Source organism: uncultured Porphyromonas sp., assembly GCF_900541275.1.
Classification (GTDB): domain Bacteria; phylum Bacteroidota; class Bacteroidia; order Bacteroidales; family Porphyromonadaceae; genus Porphyromonas_A.
Genome location: NZ_UQJH01000016.1, coordinates 1 through 17,101, shown reverse-complemented (window position 1 = coordinate 17,101; position 17,101 = coordinate 1). Strand labels below are relative to the sequence as shown.

Genomic DNA, 17,101 nt, shown 5'->3' with positions numbered 1-17,101 from the left:
CCGAGGGAGACATACGTTACGCCTCAGTCAATGCTCGGGTGTCGATCTTGATACCCGGACTCATGGTACTGGAAAGATAGACGCTCTTCATGTACGTACCCTTGGCAGACGTGGGCTTCAGGCGCTCCAGTGTGCGAAGGAATTCACGTGCGTTATCAGCGATCTGCTCGGGGGTGAAAGAGACCTTACCGATGGAGGTGTGGACGATACCGGCCTTATCGACACGGAAGTCGATCTTACCGGCCTTGACCTGACGGACAGCATCACCGACGTTGTTGGTCACCGTACCGCTCTTGGGGTTAGGCATCAGACCTCTCGGACCGAGTACACGGCCGAGGGCACCGATCTTACCCATAATGGCGGGCATAGTGATGATCACATCGATCTCAGTCCATCCGCCTTTGATCTTCTCGATATACTCGTCGAGGCCCACATAGTCGGCACCGGCATCCTTAGCCTCCTGCTCCTTATCGGCAGAGCAGAGGACGAGGACACGCACCGTCTTACCCGTGCCGTGAGGCAGGGTGACGGTACCACGTACCATCTGGGTGGACTTACGAGGATCGACGCCAAGGCGTACATCCATATCTACGGAGGCATCAAACTTCGTCGTGGTGATCTCCTTGACGAGCTGTGAAGCCTCCTTGAGAGAGTACTCCTTCGTGCTGTCGACCTTAGTCAGAGCGATCTTGCGATTCTTAGATATTCTACTCATAATCGTATTCTACCTTCTGATATTACTCGACATCCTCGGGGAAGTCTCCCTTAATGGTAATCCCCATGCTCCGTGCCGTACCGGCAACCAGGCGCATGGCGCTCTTCACGGTGAAGCAGTTGAGGTCGCTCATCTTATTCTGAGCGATCTCCTTCACCTGGTCCCAAGTGACGCTAGCCACCTTGCTACGATTGGGCTGTGCGCTACCCTTCTTGACCTTAGAGGCCTCGATGAGCTGAGCGGCAGCGGGCGGCGTCTTGATGACAAAGTCAAAGGACTTGTCCGCATAGTACGTGATGACGACAGGAAGGAGCTGTCCGCCCTTGTCCTGTGTCTCAGCATTGAATCTCTTGCAGAAATCCATGATGTTGATCCCCTTTGCACCAAGTGCAGGACCAACCGGAGGGGCAGGATTAGCTGCTCCACCGCGGATCTGAAGTTTCAACTGACCGGCAATTTCTTTTGCCATGATTCATTCAGTTTATTGTCAAACAATAATTTGGCGAAAAGTACACTCGAGGAACCGCCACCCTTGATGACATCAGACCCACGTGTGGAGCTCCTTCCTCAGACCATTCCTCTCGCGAGGAGGGGAGGGGTGACTCCTGGGACCTATGATGCCGGGATACCTGTGATCAGCTCACGCCGGGACGACTGCCCGGGCTCACCTCTCACAGATGAGACGGCTATGACTCACTCTCCTTTTCTACCTGTGTGTAATCCACCTCCATCGAAGTGTCTCTCCCGAAGACCTTCACCAAGATCTTCAGCTTCCTACTATCCGGGGATACCTCAGTCACGTCACCAAAGAACCCTGTGAAGGGGCCCTCATTGACTTTCACACGATCGCCGACCGAGAAGCTCATATCGAGATCCTCCGGACCCTCTGCAAGACGGTCGGAGATCTCCTTGATACGCTTCACGTCGAGGTCAGACAGCGGCTCCGGGTGGACGTCACCACCGATGAAGCCCAGCACTCCGGGGACGCGACGCAGCTTATGCGTCGTCTCGCCCGCCAGGCGCGCCTCCACGAAGACAAAGCCACTGTAGTACGGTCTTACCCGCTCTACACGCTTGCCTGATGCGGTACGACGCTTAGTGATGGTCGTCTCCATGGGCACCAAGATCTCTCCGACATTCTTGTCGAAGAACGGCTCTACATCACGCATGCCGTTGATATAGTCCTTCACAGCCTCCTCCTTGCCGGAGATGGTCTGGAGGACGTAGTACTTGTATACCTGATCTTGATCGTCGTGAGACATTGTCAAAGCATCTGCCAGTCCGACAGTCCCAAGGGACCGCACTCACGGACTTGTGTGAAACTAAAGTAAATCGGACTAAATAGGAAGCCCAAGGGGAGCGAGCAGGTGCAGGAGAGACCTATCGGTCTCGCACCTCACTTCGCAAGGGTTGTCATGAAGCCTATCATATAGGGTAAGACTGCGGCACGCGATGAGTCCTCATCTCGCCCGTCAGCCCTTGACCTCCAGCTCGGCTATTAGATGATCAGACGGTAAAGTCCACTCATCGCGTACTCGAGGATCTGGTCTACACCAAATATGAGTAGGGATAGTATGACGGAAGCTACCAATACAATCACCGCGCTCTGGGATAACTCCTTGGGCGTCGGCCATGACACCTTATAACGCAGCTCGTCGAAGCACGCCTTGACGTAGGCGCTGCTGCGCTGGAAGATGTTCTTGCTCTCAGGTTCAGCCATAAAGCCTAATATCTACTTACACATTTTAAATTGAGCAGGGGATGCGAGGCTCGAACTCACGACACCCGGTTTTGGAGACCGGTGCTCTACCAACTGAGCTAATCCCCTATAGATAAGCCGTCTCCGGAGGCGTTAGCGTCCCGAGGGACGGCTTATCATAGTCTATTGACTTACTTGGGTCTTACAGACCGTGAGATCAGTCGAGGATCTCAGTGATCTGACCTGCACCGACGGTGCATCCACCCTCACGGATGGCGAAGCGAAGACCTGCGTCACAAGCAACCGGAGAGAGAAGCTTCACCTTGATCTCTACGTTGTCACCAGGCATCACGATCTCCTGACCCTCAGGCAGCTCGATGTCACCGGTTACGTCAAGCGTACGGATGAAGAACTGCGGACGATAGTGGTTACGGAACGGCGTGTGACGGCCACCCTCCTCTTTCTTGAGGACGTAGATGGAAGCCTTGAACTCAGAGTGCGGCTTCACGGTGCCGGGAGCGCAGACGATCATACCACGCTTCAGCTGATCCTTGTCGATACCGCGGAGCAGGATACCTACGTTGTCACCTGCCTCACCACCGGTGGACATGTTCTTCTGGAAGGTCTCCACGCTGGTTACGGTAGACTTCAGGCCATCAGCACCGAGACCGATGATCTCTACAGCGTCACCGGGCTTGATGCGACCAGTCTCTACACGACCGGTAGCTACGGTACCACGACCGGTGATGGAGAAGATATCCTCGACAGGCATGAGGAACGGCTTGTCTAGCTCGTGCTCGGGAGTGGGGATGTACTGATCGACAGCGTCCATCAGGTCCATAACGGTGTCGACCCACTTCTGCTCACCATTGAGAGCACCGAGGGCAGAGCCGTGGATGATGGGGGTGTTGTCGCCATCGTAGTCGTACTTAGAGAGCAGATCACGAGTCTCCATATCTACGAGCTCGAGCATCTCCTTATCCTCGACCATATCGCACTTGTTGACAAATACGACGATGCTGGGGACGTTCACCTGACGGGCGAGCAGGATGTGCTCACGGGTCTGAGGCATAGGACCATCGGTAGCAGCTACTACGAGGATGGCACCGTCCATCTGAGCGGCACCGGTAACCATGTTCTTGACATAGTCGGCGTGCCCGGGGCAGTCTACGTGAGCGTAGTGACGTCCTACGATGTCAGTACCGCGCTCTGCGCCCTCTACAGCATCGGGATCCAGCAGATCATCAAGGGACTTACCCTTGCGATCCATGGTCTCATACTCCACGTGTGAGGAGTTGATGGTGATACCTCTCTCCTTCTCCTCGGGAGCGTTATCGATCTGGTCGAAAGAGCGAGCCTCAGAATCCTTACCAGAAGCCTTGGCAAGTACGTTGGTGATGGCCGCAGTCAGAGTCGTCTTACCGTGGTCTACGTGACCGATGGTACCGATGTTGACATGCGGCTTCGTTCTCTGGAATTCTTCTTTTGCCATAATACAAAAAATATAGTTGAGTTAAGTAATTCTCTACCCACATAAGGGCAATAGTAGCCGGCAATACTCCCATTTCTCCCCCTTAAGGAGACCAACGGAGTAACGCCGTCTCATCTACTCCCTCACACTTCGTATAAGAGCCGCTTCCGAGAGTTGAACTCGGGACCTCATCCTTACCAAGGATGCGCTCTACCACTGAGCTAAAGCGGCATTTGTTGCCATGATCGCAGCCCCATAGGGACTACACTAAGAGCGGAAGACGGGACTCAAACCCGCGACCCTCAGCTTGGAAGGCTAATGCTCTATCAACTGAGCTACTTCCGCAGATCCAAGAAGAGAATCAATGCCCGCACCCGGGCACCTCCTTCCCCTTGTCGTGTGCGCAGAGGCGGATTCGAACCACCGAAGGCAAAGCCAGCTGATTTACAGTCAGCCCCAGTTGGCCACTTTGGTATCTGCGCGTCTTCTGTCACATCCGCTATGCCGGCCTCCGCCCGCATATCTCTCGAATGTGGTTGCAAATGTACGACAAAAATCCAGATCCGGCAAGTACTTCTGACCCTTGAGTGCCACTTTGTCGCAAAAAATAGGCTAAGACCCTATATATAGGGTATAGTAGGAAGCCCCGGCAGGAGTGGAGGGGACCCGGTGACTTACCCCGCTGAAGCAGGCTGATACCTCAGGGGTATTTCTAATACCGATATTAGTGATCTCTAATACCGATATTAGTCTTCTCTAATACCGATATTAGATCAGCGCCTGTGGGGACGTGTCAGGGGATGCCCTTCTCTGTAGCAGATGATGTACGTTTCGACACTTTTTCTCGACCACTATTGCACCCGAGTGAGAGGGACCTAATAGACGAGGTCGCACTGCCCGTCAATGAGAGAGCAGAGCGACCTCGAGTATCTATATGAGAATGTTGCACGAAGTGCCATTCTCGCACATTTGTTTCAAATATGCAGAGACTTTGCACGAAGGATGAGATGCAAGGCGCTGAGGATGAGGTCGAAGGGAGCGTACTCACGTACGTGACCGAGACCGAATTCCGAAAGCAACGCAGCAAATCGCCTTCGTGCAATAGTCTCTATATATGGTCCTTACTTCCTTCGGCGGTACCAGACGATGCCGCCGATGGTGAGGAGCCAGACGAGTGTACCGATCCAGGAGAATTGGCTAACAGTCGGGTGGAGGTAATTGTACTCCCCCGACTCGAAGCGGAGCTGGAAGGGCACGACATAGTCCGCGAAAGTTCGTCCACTGGGGGTGTCGAAGTGGAGGCTCTTGACGCTCGCCAGCGTCTGGGCATCCAGCGCAGTGTACTCTGCCCCCTCTGCATCACTCTGGATCACGGTCCAGAAGAAGGGGTTGCCGAGGATGGTCAGCTTCTCCTCTCGCATCCGTAGCGTGGGGAGATCGGCCCTCTGGAGCCGATACTCCGGCATATGTATGACGTAGAGCGAGCCCTCCCGGTCGACGACGAAGCCGAGGAACCGCTTAGAGGGGTACTCCGTGACGAAGAGGTACTCAGGCCGCACGCCCTCCGGCAAGTCGATCGGTCGTACGAAGGGACGACCGACAGTCTGTCGTAGCTGGTAGAGATGGTCCGCAGCGTCGACGAGGAGGTAGCCATTGTCGTACGCCTTACGGGTCGTCGGATTACCTGCCACGAGGCGGATGGGGAAGGTGACGCCCTTCTCCTCCAGCGCCCGCTGGTAGAGGGCCGACTTCTCCTCCTCGATCGAATTGGACTCCATGTTGACAAATTCGATCCGCCGATCTGTGAAGCGGAAGACATCCTCCGGCATCTCCAGATTGACTCTCTTGGACATCGACTCCAGGAGGAAATAGAGCGGGGTCTCGTGCGTATTGAGACTCGCGGGGTGAGAGACGAAGATAAAGCTCTCACGCTCCAGCAGTCCCTGATCCACAGCGATGCCCCGGATGCTATCCGGGAGACGTCCATCCATCACCAGCTGGCGGTAGTAGAAGGAGGGGAGGATGCTATCAAACTCGCTGTCGGTGTACTTCCGACCGGCGTAGTCGTAGTAGCGGGTCCCCTCTCCATCCCGATTGTCGAGCGAGGCGAAGTCCTCCACCACCTCACTGTAGAGGGTGAAGGGGACATAATCCCCCTTGGGTGCCGTCATATCGCTGAGCGAGGTAATGCCCCAGATCAGTGCCAGTGCGGCAAGGAGGGTAAGCAAAATGGTGTATAGTGGCTTCATTGCACTCCTTCCTTAAAGCGTTGGATCGAGAGTATCGAGACGTAGCAGAGCAGCAGCGTCACCAGCCCCATCGGGAGAAGCGCCCCCTGGTAGAAACGAGGGGTCGTGCTGATGAAGTAGAAGTGGACGAGTGCGTAGCTGAGGAGTATGTAGAGCACACGTCGGCGCCAGGTGGACTCAAGCACCACGAGGGCGGTGAGTCCATAGGCGGTGAAGCCGGCCATAAACCACGGGGCGATGCTGACGAGCAGATGGGTCGCCAGCTCCGGGGCAAGGATGCTCCGGAGGTAGAGGGCAAGCATCAAGTGCTGCGTGAGGCAGAGGAGCCCAAGGACCCCTACTCCATAGGTAAGCATGGTGAGGGCAATGGTCCCCTGGTTCATTGGCAGATGGAGGGTGAGCTTGAGCCGCTTCTGGGTCATCTCAGGAGCAAATTGCGTCACAGCGAGTATCAGGCCCGTGAAGAGGGGCTGATACTGCAGCATATTGAGGAAGAGCACATCCTTGGAGAGTAGGATCTCCCATAGGTGTGCCGCTCCTCGGAGAGTGATGACCCTCTGGAGGGTGAGGAGGGCGTAGGCGGTTATGGCGAGCCCTACGATGTAGAGCACTAAGAGCGCCCAGCGGGTCTTGATCCACTCCTTATATAGTAGTCCCTGTATCATATCCGACTCAGTACTTACCGGTTAGTCCGATGAAGGCGTCCTCGAGGGTCATCGGCTCCTCCACGAGCTGGTCGTAGGGGATCTGTGCTCTCTGCAGGTAGGCCTGCACATACTCTCTCGACTGGAAGGTGTGGAGCTCTGCCGCACGACCGATGACGGCGGTGTAGTAGAGCTTCTCATCCCCCGGCAGAGCAGTAACCCCCTCACCGATGGTGAAGGTGTAGCGGTGGAAGGTCTCCATCAGCTCCCTCACCGGCATCTGGACAAGGATCTTCCCGTAGTCAAGGATGATACAGTCGTCAATCAGCCGCTCCATATCCTGGATGATATGGGAGGTGAGGAAGACCGTCTTGTCACGCCCGCTGGTGTAGTCCCTGAGGTAGTCGATGAAGAGACGCCGGTAGCCGGGGTCGAGCCCGAGGGAGAAGTCGTCAAGGATCAGGAGGTCGGCATCCTGGGCGAGGATCAGTCCGAGGGCGACCTGGGAGCGCTGCCCGCAGGACATCTGGCTGATCCGCTGCCGTGGAGCGATCTTGAGCTTGCTGACGAGGTCGTAGTAGATCTCACGCTTCCAGCGGGGGTAAAACCGCGCATAGAAGCGCTCGATCTCCGTGACGGTCATGAAGCTGTACTGCACATGCCCCTCGATGAGGAGAGCGATCTGCGCTTTTACGGAGGGAGGCATGGCTTGGATGTCGTAGCCGAGCATCCGACAAGCGCCTCCGGCGGGGCGGAGGTAGCCCGCGAGGATATTGATCGTGGTGGTCTTGCCGGTGCCATTCTTCCCCAAGAGACCGAGGATCCGTCCCCGAGGGACCTCGAAGGAGAGGTCCTCGTAGATGAGACGCTTCCCGTAGTAGTGGGTCAGGTGGTCACACTGGATGATGCTATCCTGCATGGCGTCACTTGCCTGCCTTCAGAGAGGGCTGTACGCGAGCATTGAAGTCCTCGGTCGAGTTATTGGTATCCTTGAGGTACTTCCGGCCATTCACCTCGCGCTCCACCTTGCGGATCACAGCGGTACCCTGACCGCTATTGTCCTGAAAACTATCGCGCCAACCGGTAAAGCCAGCATCGATGGTGTCAGGAATATAGCGCCAGTCGATCTTATCCTTAATACCCAGGAAGACAGCATCGACGATCCAGTCGAGGGGAACCTTGTAGGCCTTAGTCTCCATCTCCTTGACAAAATCCTTGAAGCGGAAGACATACTTCGCCGACCACGCATAGTCCTTCTCATAGGTAGCGGCATCGACCGGAACCCTAACGAGGGCAATGGTGGTGCAGCCCGCCTGATGGAAAGAGGAGACAGTGAGGGAGGACTTGTAGTAGGAGATCAGATTGGGCACCCCAGGATTGTCTGTATCCTGGAAGCGGGGATTGGACGAGCGATCGTAGATCTCGAAGTCGGCGTGCTCGAGATTGACCGCTCCGGGGAAGAACTTGGAGTGGTCCTGAGCGTCATTCGCTACGATGATCGAGGCACCGGGCTTGACGGGATAGGTGGTCCCATCACCGGGGATGATGGAGAGGAATCCGACCGGGAGGATATCCTTGATCGCATCCTTATCCACATAGTCCTGCTTCATATTGCACAGGAGGGCAGACTGCGCAATACCGAGCCCATCGGCATAGAGAGTGACGTCGGAGTTGTTGGTGATCTTGATGTACTGCTCGCCGTACTTATAGGACTTCTTAGTCTCAGGATTGTAGGTAGGGCTGATGAAGAGCTCCTCGATGACGAAGCCGGAGCTGACATTCTCCGTATACTGAGGGATAAGGGTGAAGGTACTCTTCTCGCCCTTCACGACGATGCTCTCCTCCATGGAGACGATCGTCTGGACCTTGCCGAGCCGATCGGACTGATAGGCGATCCCCGCAGTGAGGGAGACTTGGTACTTGCCCTCGAGGAGCTTCTGGTGGAAGGTAGCGGACTCCGGCTTGAGGGCGATCTCTTTGCCGTCCTGGCTGCTCTTAATGGTCACCTGGAGGTCGCTGTAGGTAGCGTCCTTGAGACCGACAGGCGTCTCGATGGTAAAGGTACACTCGCTCTCGATGGCGGGCTTACGGGTCTCCTCAGGCTTACAGCCTACGAGGAGGACGGAGAGGAGGGCGACGAGGGCCCAGAGGTGATGAAGTTGTTTCATGATCATTTTATACTTGAGATTATTATTTCAGGTTGACAGCACGGAAGTCCTCGGAGGAGTTGTTGGTGTCCTTGAGGACCTTACTGCCCTCAGAAAGGAGCTTACGGACAACTTTTTTTCCGTAGCGGGTGTCGTCATTGAGCGCTGGCGCGACGGAGGAGTAGCCGGCATCGAGCTTCTCGGAGACGGGGAGCCACTGGAAGTCATCCTTCATACTGAGATTGACCGCATCGAGGATCCACTCATTGGGGATCTGGAGGGCTGGTTCGCCCGGCATCTTCATCGGATCCATCCCCTCGATGATCATGACCTCCTCGTAGGGGTAGCTGTACTTCTTAGCGAGCTCCTCTGCGGTGAGCCCCTGGAGGTCAGCGAGCGCATAGGTGTGCTGACCATTGGTGCTCATCGCCCAATTCTGCACGCCATCACCGTAGGGATCGCTGATGAAGATCAGCCTCATGTCGGGTACTTGGGGATTGTCTGGCGTCTCGGAGTCGGTATAGCCCTTCTCGCTCATCCACTCAAAATTGGCCCCGGAGAGGTCGATTGAGTTAGGATTTGCCTGCGCATGATTGATCGCCGAGTGGCAGAGGATGATACTCTCATACGGCTTGACGGGATAGCTGGTCCCATCGCCGGGGATCTGCATCACGAGACTGACCGGCATGTGAGTCGAGCGGACATCCGGCTGGATCTGCTCCTTCTTGTCGTCCGACTGGAAAGTGGAGCGGACCAGCGCCAGGCCGTCGGCATAGCGGGTCACGGGGCTATTATTGGTGATGCGGATGAACTTATCCTCATCATACTGCTCACCATTCTTATTGAGCGTCCCGGCAAAGAAGATCTCGCTGATGACGAAGCTCTCCTTGGGCATCACAAAGGTAAGCTGACAAGTATGGGTGTAGCTCTGCTCACTCTTCGCCACAAGGTCCTCGCTGTACTCCAGCGTCGTGAGGACTCCCTTCGTGGCGAAGTCACCGGTGAGATGGAGGGTGTAGGAGGCATCCTGAGAGAGGGTGATCCTCGCCTTATTTTGCTCAAAGGTGAGGGACTGCTTCGTCCCCTTAGCCTTGGAGACGACCTCACCGCGGAGGTTAGTAAGTTGCCCCTCGATGCCAAGCGGGCTCTTCACCTCGAGGGTGACGAGAGTCTCACTCGGCTGCTCAGGAGCGTCCTCACGGCAGCCCGAGAAGAGGACTGAGAGGAGCAGTGCAAATGCGATAAAAAGAGTTTTCTTCATATACAAAATGGTTCTATAGAGTTAGCTGAATCTCCGCCAGCAGGGTGTGACGGAGTGAAGAGGGGAAGTGGTCGAGCCGATAGCGACCGCCCACCACGAGTCCCCAAGAGGGCTTGAGCGGCATAGGGAGGTGGTACTTGGGTGCAATGCTGAGGCTGAGACAGCTCGCTGTAGCGGACCGATAGCTCTGCTGGAGATGAGCCGTCACCGACTCCTCCATCTCTGCCATAGGGAGCGTGAGCAGGCCGACCGCCTCAGGGGCATAGCCCACCTCAAGGGAGAGAAGGCCGTAGCTCCGCTCGCGGCGATGGGAGACCTCTCCATAGAGGACCGCACGCCAGCGGTCAAGACGGAGCTCCTTCTCCGGCTCGAGCACTCTCGTCCGGAGATGAAGATAAGCCACCTCGGGCTGCACAAGCCAGTGCCAGCCCGGCTGTCGATAGGCAGCATCGCCGAGGGAGAGTGAGAGCTTTCCCTCCACGATGCCTCGGTGAAAATTGGCATTGTACCCCACGACGGGATAGGTCCCAGCCTTAGGTTCGCCTACGATATGCTCTACTCCGGAGCGGCTTTCGACACTTGCCTCAAGATCGAGTGCACCCATGAGTGCCCCCACCCGGTGCTGGTAGCCGACACTTAGCCTCCCCTGATGATCGGCATAGTGGTGGATCGGCACCTCGTTCAAATCACTCACCGCCTGCTCCAGCCGGCTATACCGGTAGCTAAGAAGAGCTCGCACACCCTCGTCGGAGCTCCGGGGCAGGAGGTGGAGCGCAGTCCCGAGTGACCGACCACGATAGTGGAGAGAGGGCTCATTGGTGTCAAACCTCCGGAAGCTGCCCCCGAGACCACTCATCAACCGCTGGAGACTGCCTCCGATAGGGCTATAGATCGCCACCCCACTCCGCTGCTTGTAGAGCCCATAGTCGAGTGAGAGTCCCACCTCGTAGGTAGCGACCGGTAGGGTGAGCCCGGTGGAGAGACGTAGGTCAGAGACGATACTCCGAGGTCTCGGATCCACCGCGCGGTACTCCTGCTGAGAGCGGTAGTACATCTCCCCAGATAGTCGGAGCCGGGAGAGCTGATGGCTGTAGCCTCCACCGAAGGCATACCTCTCCAGCGATAGGTCTCCGCCCTTCTCGTCAGCCATGATATAGGGGTAGAGCCGATCGTAGTCAGAGGTGCTGCGCCACTTCACCTCCTTCACACGTCCATTGGCATAGTCGGCATAGCCCCAGAGGTGCTCCTTTGTCGACGGGAGGAGGTAGGTCTTCGCTTGGAGTCGTGCGATGCTCTCACCCCGTCCCCGCTCATCATAGAGCGACTCTGTCTCGTTTCGTCCCTCGTATCGAGCAGCAAAGGAGGAGAGGGAGTTGCGGTACTGCCTGTGATGGAGCGCCACCTGATCGGTATAGTGGAGCCACAGCTTCTGCCAAGCGATCGAGCACTCATAGGATCGTGCGGCCACACTGAGCGTATCCGCAGCGTGAGCATTCATCACGACCATTAGGACGAGGAGAAGAAGGAGAAGGCGTCTCATAGCATCCGGAGCATTTTGATCCCACAGGTCTCCTCCTTATCCAGGAAGAGCTGTTCCGTCGCCGACCCTCTGATCCAGATCGTCTCACCGCTCTCCAAGAGGAGCGTCCCCTCCACCCGGACATCGTAGAGCCCGCGGTAGAGCTCGTCCGTATAGGTAGAGGTGGTGACGGAGTTGCGGGTGGTGGTACGGCGGGTATTGATATTCTCCCACTCGATCTTATAGCTCTGGCGGACCACGGGAGAGGTGGCGCTGTAGTCCAGCTGGAGCGTCACGTGGCTCATCACGTCCGGACGCTCCGGCAGGTGGCAGGCGGACAGCCCCACGAGGAGCAGGAGTGCGATCAGGGTCTGAAACTTTGTCATAGATTGATCATCATTTCCATACCGAAGTAGGGGGTCTGATTGCGCCGGATCACGAAGCCCTTTCGCTCTATGTCCGGACTGTAGTCGAAGATCTTATTGACGAAGAGCGCAACCCGCAATTTGCTCTCAAAAAGGGACTTCGTCGCTTTCAGATTGGTGATCATCATAAAGGGGACCACGTACCGCTCGAAGGAGCTCTCGGTGTAGGTTCGCTTGAGCCACTGCAGCTGAGCATCGCCCTTATCCGCCGCAGTGAAGGGGCGTCGCTCTCCATCTGAGAGGGAGATGAAGTAGTCGGGATAATTGGAGAGAGGCATCTTCTGCGAGGAGGAAAACCAATTGGACTGAAAGGAGAGCGATAGTCCCAGTCCGATCTTAGGGAGGTAATTGTCGAGCCGAAGGTCGGTATTGAGTATCTCGCGGACCAGTATCTCATTATCCTGATAGATGCCCACATAGGGGACCTCGCGCCCGCCGAGGACAGCTCTCGGGCGCTCATACTGCGGGAGACTATTCCGATAGGTGGTCCTAAACCACGCTCCCGATAGCGTCACGCGGGTATTGAGGAAGCGGTACCTCGGAGTACTCATCACCCACTCCACGCCACTCTTATCAGTCTCGCTTCCATTTGTATCAAGAGGGAGCAGGCGGAAGTCTCGAGTATCCCTGTACTTGAAGTCCCTGATGTCCGGCTTAGCTGTCAGGGTAGCATAGTCGACCGACTGCGGATCGTAGTACCGGAAGTCCGCGATCCGTAGCTCAGTATCCTTGCGGAAGCCACTCCGCATCCGCTCCCGGAAGCAGGTCAGAGTGGCGGAGTAGCCGGCATAGTCGAGATCGAGACGGAGCTCACCCTTGACGTTCTTCGCCGGTGCCAGTTGCTTATTATTCGGATCATAGATATAGGTTCGCATATAGACCAGGCGATAGTCCGGATTGCTGTGGTAGTAATTGAGCTCCACAAAGTCGTCGTAGATCGTGTCCGGATAGAGCTGCTCCATAGAGGGAAACATACTGAGGCTCCCCACCCCACCATTCACCTGGACCCTCAGAGGTCGACCGGCTACCTCTATCGGGGCGAAGCTCCAGCGGGCGTTGAGTCGGATGTCCGGATACCACCGACAAGACATCCGGTAGGAGCGATCGAGGGCGAGGAGGCTATTGGCCACTACCCCGGCCATCAGGGTTAGGGAGTGCTCCCGGATCGGCAGTGTCATCTCATCCTCCACGAAGAGGGAGAGAACCGACTTACCCGGGACATCGTAAAAGGGTCGGGGACGGCTGCCGGAGAGCCAGAAGAGGGGGCGATCAAGATCAAAGATCGCCCCTCGCCCGATATTCTTACTGTAGCTCCAGTCAGCTCCATACTTCAGCCTATGCCGGCTGGGGCCAAGGTCGAGACGACTACTGCCCTTGAGCTTGAGATAGAGGTAGAGCGGCCTGCTATCGACGGTGTGAGAGGCGAAGTAAGTGCGGGGATAGTACCGCCCCTCATGCTCTCCCTCCTCGCGGGTAGTCAGGTAGGGGACATCGCGACTCATCAACATATCCTTGGTGATGGCGGTCCGGTCCCAAGTGTGGGAGAGTGACAGAGTCAGATCCACGGCACTGAGCCAGGGATTCTCCGTCGGGAGGTAGGAGAGACTCTCTGAGAGAGCGAGGCGATGGTTGCCCGACCGATAGGTATCCAAGGGGGTGACGTCAAGGTCCTGATCCCGCTTTCGGTCATTGAGCGAACCGGTATAGTCGATGCTGGAGAGCGAGGAAAGGCTGCCTATCGTCCCCGACCATCGTCCGGAGAGACGGAGCGAGCCGGTGATGCGCTCGTAGCAGTCACGTACGCTGCGGGGGTCGGAGTAGGCACTGAGGTAGCCGATGCTGCTGATGAGATTGAGCCGGTCGGGGAGGAGGTCGATCCCTTTGGAGATGAAGAAGAGCTTGCTGGACATATCCGACTTGAAGCGCCCGGTGAGCTCATCTGTCCACTGCTTACGCTTCACCTTGATGAGACCGCTTGTCAGGTCGGAGTGCTCCACGGAGGGGATCCCCTGCACCACCTCGATGCTCTCCACGTCATCGGTGGAGATGGAGCGCATATCCACGCCGGCATTGATCGGCACCTGAGTCGAGTAGGCCCCATCACTCCCATACATCCCCTTGAGCCCGGCATCCATCTGCACCGGTACGCCATCGATAAGAAATCTCGTCCCCATGGAGGAGGTATTGTACTGCGACTGATTGACCCTCGGGAGCAGATTATGCTGCCCTACGATGGGGAGTGTCGCCTCCCGCAGCCGGACGATATCCGGCGAGGTGAGGAGTGGATCGGAGGAGAAGCCTCCCGGGAGAAGCTCCAGTACATCGCCGATGCTGGAGGGCTGGAGCAGCGTCATCGCCTCACGCCCTATGAGAGACGAGGTGACCATGCCCTTGGAGGGCTTAGCCGTCACCACCACCTCCTGGAGCTCGTCGGTGCTGACTTGGAGCTTGAGAGTAAAGGTGTGCTGCTCTGGTGTGACCTGTACCCGTCTCTCGTAGGGCTGATACCCGACGTAGGTCGCACGGACCAGGTACTCCCCGGGGATCACTCTCTGGAGTGCCAGGACACCCTTCACGTCCGTAGCCCCCTTGTACTCCCGCTGTCCAGCCATCATTTTCACGATCGCCCCGGGGAGAGGCATCCCATCACCTGAGTCCACTACCGTGAGTGTCACAGCCGTCTGCCCCTGCGCCACTAAGAGCAGAGAGAAGAGGGATAGGAGAGTCCAGCGGAGTCGCCTCATAGGAGTAGGAAAAGGAGGGGAATGAGTATCCCTAAGACAAGCTCCAGTCCGCCTACCCCTCTGAGCCCTTTCTTGCCACGAGCGAGGAAGAGACCCGAGAGGGTGATGATAATGAGGGCTATCGCGAAGAGGTCAGAGAAGTAGGTCCACCAGCGACCGGGATTGTAATGAAGGCGTACAAAGTCGCCGAGGATCGGCCGCTTCCGTAAGCGGTCATACACGCCGGCACCGGTCTGGAGATCCACCTCCAGAGTGGAGCCGCCCTTGAGGAAGACCTTCATCGTCCTCTCATCCGGATAGTAGTGCTTCGTATAGTGCCCTTTCTCTCCGATCTCGTCGAGGAGTTTCTCTATCTCCGCCGTGGTGACTGACCCCTTCGTCCGAGGGGTCTCGGCGAGTGTACTAGACAGCTCTATCCTCCTCGCTGAGTAGGTAGGATTAAGCTCATCCCGATGATTCATCAGGATGCCGGAGAGGGCGTAGATAATGACGATCCCGGCAAAGAAGAAGGAGAGATGCCTATGGATCCACCGGCACGCCTTCACCATACTCTTAGACCGGTCCCCTCTGGGACAGTATGCCATAGTCCGAGGGATCAGCGGATTTCGTAGGAGAGTCCCTCCATATGGTAGAGGCTGACGTAGGCCTTACCCTCCCTCTCTGTACGCTCTGCAATGCGGGACCGGAAATTGGCAATCCGCTCTCGGACGCTATTGGCCTCCGCCTCCGCATTGGCCTTCATATCGGCAGCACAGCCACCCTCGCCCTGAGCCTCCTTAGCCTGATCGGCGATCTGAGCCTCCCACTGAGCGAGGTAGTCCTCATCGATGCGGTCCTCCACGAGGACACCGGTCACCCGTACGATACTATTGACAGTCTCCTGAGGGAAACTGCCGATCGACTCACCCGCCTCTACACGGAGGGTCTTGGTATCATCGCTGCCCATGAGGAAGATCTTTCCTCCTCCATGCTTGCAGATATGGGTACAGACCCCCTCTACCTTGATGGTATCACCGACCAGGCTATCCGGGTCTGCCAACACCTGATCCACCTCGAGGGCGGCAGGGTTCGCCTCCTCCGCGGAGGCCTGTGCCTTACTCTTATTATTATCACCCCCACAGGATGCGAGGCCGAGGGTCATACCGAGGAGCAGCATAAGGCTCCACTTGTTGATCAGAGTCATCTTTCTTCCTTAATCTTTAGTGATGCAATTAGGGACCACTCCCTATATAGCTGCAAAGGTGACCCAAATCAAGGCGTAAGCCCATCCTCACAAGTAGGTATTTTATCACTCAATACCTACCTGCCTTCGTGTATTTTTGGTCAGTCCCGATCCTTACCGGAAGACAAAGTAGACTGCCAGGACCAGGCAGACAAATGCAGCGAGGTGATTCCACTGCAGGGGCGTACCCCGGAAGAAGACGACTGTGAAGAGCGTAAAGACCGTGATCGAGATCACCTCCTGGATCACCTTGAGCTGCAGGAGCGTAAAGGCTCCTCCATTACCCACAAAGCCATACCGATTGGCCGGCACCTGAAAGGCATACTCCATCAGCGCCAGCCCCCAGCTGAGTAGGATCACCACATAGAGCGGTGTGCTGTCCCGGAGTATATGCAGCTCCTGGAGCTTGAGATGCCCATACCAGGCAAAGGTCATAAAGACATTAGAGACCATCAGCATCGCCACCGTCAGCCATCCATTCATATCAGCACGTACACATTGAATATATAGGGTCATAGAAAAAACGCCCTCCCATCAAGCGCACGAAGGTACTAAGTAATGCCCCCACGGCAATGGCGCCCAAAGACCCACGCGCACCAGTCTGGATATCAGCCGAGAGCAGAGGCACAGACAGGGGTGACGCATTTGAGTAGCACAGAAGTCTATCAACTCATTATGAAGGGTGGGGAACGAGGCACCCCGGCAGGGGTGCACGGTGTTTAGCCACGGGTCAAGGGGCGTAGCCCCGAAGACCCGTGGACCCGGCCTCGCAAGCAATCCTCGACCCCGCCAGGGTGTCGCACTGATTGACTGACTGGGTAAGTGCGACACCCTGGCGGGGTCGTATATCTTTCCCGAGCTCTTCTTTCCCGGAGTCTTCGGGGCTTCGCCCCTCGACATCCGGGCTATTTATGCTAACCACCAAACTTTTTGGGTAGAAATTTTATGCAGTCTGATATTGTTGAGCTACTTTGAGGTGGTGATCGGGATCATATAAGGTGTCGT

General features: G+C 56.6%; 16 protein-coding genes and 4 tRNA genes. All 20 read right to left on the bottom strand.

Annotation, left to right across the window (positions count from 1 at the left end; all coding sequences use genetic code 11):
• Window positions 1-16 precede the first annotated feature (16 nt).
• The 20 genes from rplA to QZR17_RS06545 all read right to left on the bottom strand — a co-directional run bounded on the left by rplA (window position 17) and on the right by QZR17_RS06545 (window position 16,579).
• Window positions 17-715 carry a 50S ribosomal protein L1 gene (gene rplA, locus QZR17_RS06640; RefSeq protein WP_297129215.1) on the bottom strand — a complete coding sequence of 233 codons (699 nt, stop codon included), beginning with the start codon at window positions 713-715 and terminating at the stop codon, window positions 17-19.
• 22 nt (window positions 716-737) lie between these two features.
• A complete protein-coding gene (gene rplK, locus QZR17_RS06635; protein ID WP_296165183.1) occupies window positions 738-1,184 on the bottom strand; it encodes a 50S ribosomal protein L11 in 447 nt (148 codons plus the stop codon).
• A gap of 217 nt (window positions 1,185-1,401) precedes the next feature.
• Window positions 1,402-1,977 (bottom strand): transcription termination/antitermination NusG family protein, encoded by a 576-nt coding sequence (locus QZR17_RS06630; protein WP_297129210.1) that lies wholly within the window; start codon window positions 1,975-1,977, stop codon window positions 1,402-1,404.
• 236 nt (window positions 1,978-2,213) lie between these two features.
• Window positions 2,214-2,435: a preprotein translocase subunit SecE gene (secE, locus tag QZR17_RS06625; RefSeq protein ID WP_296164787.1), complete on the bottom strand. Its 222-nt coding sequence runs from the start codon at window positions 2,433-2,435 to the stop codon at window positions 2,214-2,216.
• A gap of 35 nt (window positions 2,436-2,470) precedes the next feature.
• Window positions 2,471-2,543: transfer RNA gene (locus QZR17_RS06620), tRNA-Trp, on the bottom strand.
• Between the two features lie 88 nt (window positions 2,544-2,631).
• Window positions 2,632-3,906 (bottom strand): elongation factor Tu, encoded by a 1,275-nt coding sequence (tuf, locus tag QZR17_RS06615; RefSeq protein ID WP_296164784.1) that lies wholly within the window; start codon window positions 3,904-3,906, stop codon window positions 2,632-2,634.
• 138 nt (window positions 3,907-4,044) lie between these two features.
• Window positions 4,045-4,116 (bottom strand) — tRNA-Thr (locus QZR17_RS06610).
• Between the two features lie 41 nt (window positions 4,117-4,157).
• Window positions 4,158-4,230 (bottom strand) — tRNA-Gly (locus QZR17_RS06605).
• A gap of 55 nt (window positions 4,231-4,285) precedes the next feature.
• A tRNA-Tyr gene (locus QZR17_RS06600) sits at window positions 4,286-4,367 on the bottom strand.
• A gap of 639 nt (window positions 4,368-5,006) precedes the next feature.
• Entirely contained in the window at window positions 5,007-6,134 is a 1,128-nt protein-coding gene (locus QZR17_RS06595) for a DUF4857 domain-containing protein (RefSeq protein ID WP_297129207.1), read from the bottom strand.
• Entirely contained in the window at window positions 6,131-6,799 is a 669-nt protein-coding gene (locus tag QZR17_RS06590; RefSeq protein ID WP_297129204.1) for a hypothetical protein, read from the bottom strand. Before QZR17_RS06590 ends, QZR17_RS06595 begins: the two co-directional genes overlap by 4 nt.
• A 7-nt stretch (window positions 6,800-6,806) precedes the next feature.
• Entirely contained in the window at window positions 6,807-7,697 is an 891-nt protein-coding gene (locus tag QZR17_RS06585; RefSeq protein ID WP_297129201.1) for an ABC transporter ATP-binding protein, read from the bottom strand.
• 4 nt (window positions 7,698-7,701) lie between these two features.
• Entirely contained in the window at window positions 7,702-8,946 is a 1,245-nt protein-coding gene (locus tag QZR17_RS06580; protein ID WP_297129198.1) for a DUF4876 domain-containing protein, read from the bottom strand.
• A 22-nt stretch (window positions 8,947-8,968) separates the two neighbouring features.
• Window positions 8,969-10,186, bottom strand: coding sequence for a DUF4876 domain-containing protein (locus QZR17_RS06575; protein ID WP_297129192.1), 1,218 nt, complete (start codon window positions 10,184-10,186; stop codon window positions 8,969-8,971).
• 13 nt (window positions 10,187-10,199) lie between these two features.
• Entirely contained in the window at window positions 10,200-11,726 is a 1,527-nt protein-coding gene (locus QZR17_RS06570) for a DUF6850 family outer membrane beta-barrel protein (protein ID WP_297129188.1), read from the bottom strand.
• Window positions 11,723-12,091 (bottom strand): hypothetical protein, encoded by a 369-nt coding sequence (locus tag QZR17_RS06565; RefSeq protein ID WP_297129187.1) that lies wholly within the window; start codon window positions 12,089-12,091, stop codon window positions 11,723-11,725. Before QZR17_RS06565 ends, QZR17_RS06570 begins: the two co-directional genes overlap by 4 nt.
• A complete protein-coding gene (locus QZR17_RS06560) occupies window positions 12,088-14,874 on the bottom strand; it encodes a carboxypeptidase regulatory-like domain-containing protein (protein ID WP_297129182.1) in 2,787 nt (928 codons plus the stop codon). Before QZR17_RS06560 ends, QZR17_RS06565 begins: the two co-directional genes overlap by 4 nt.
• A complete protein-coding gene (locus tag QZR17_RS06555) occupies window positions 14,871-15,458 on the bottom strand; it encodes a PepSY-associated TM helix domain-containing protein (RefSeq protein WP_307983357.1) in 588 nt (195 codons plus the stop codon). Before QZR17_RS06555 ends, QZR17_RS06560 begins: the two co-directional genes overlap by 4 nt.
• Before the next feature lie 11 nt (window positions 15,459-15,469).
• Window positions 15,470-16,057 carry a hypothetical protein gene (locus QZR17_RS06550; RefSeq protein ID WP_297129179.1) on the bottom strand — a complete coding sequence of 196 codons (588 nt, stop codon included), beginning with the start codon at window positions 16,055-16,057 and terminating at the stop codon, window positions 15,470-15,472.
• A gap of 153 nt (window positions 16,058-16,210) precedes the next feature.
• A complete protein-coding gene (locus QZR17_RS06545; protein ID WP_296119725.1) occupies window positions 16,211-16,579 on the bottom strand; it encodes a DMT family protein in 369 nt (122 codons plus the stop codon).
• Window positions 16,580-17,101: the final 522 nt, after the last annotated feature.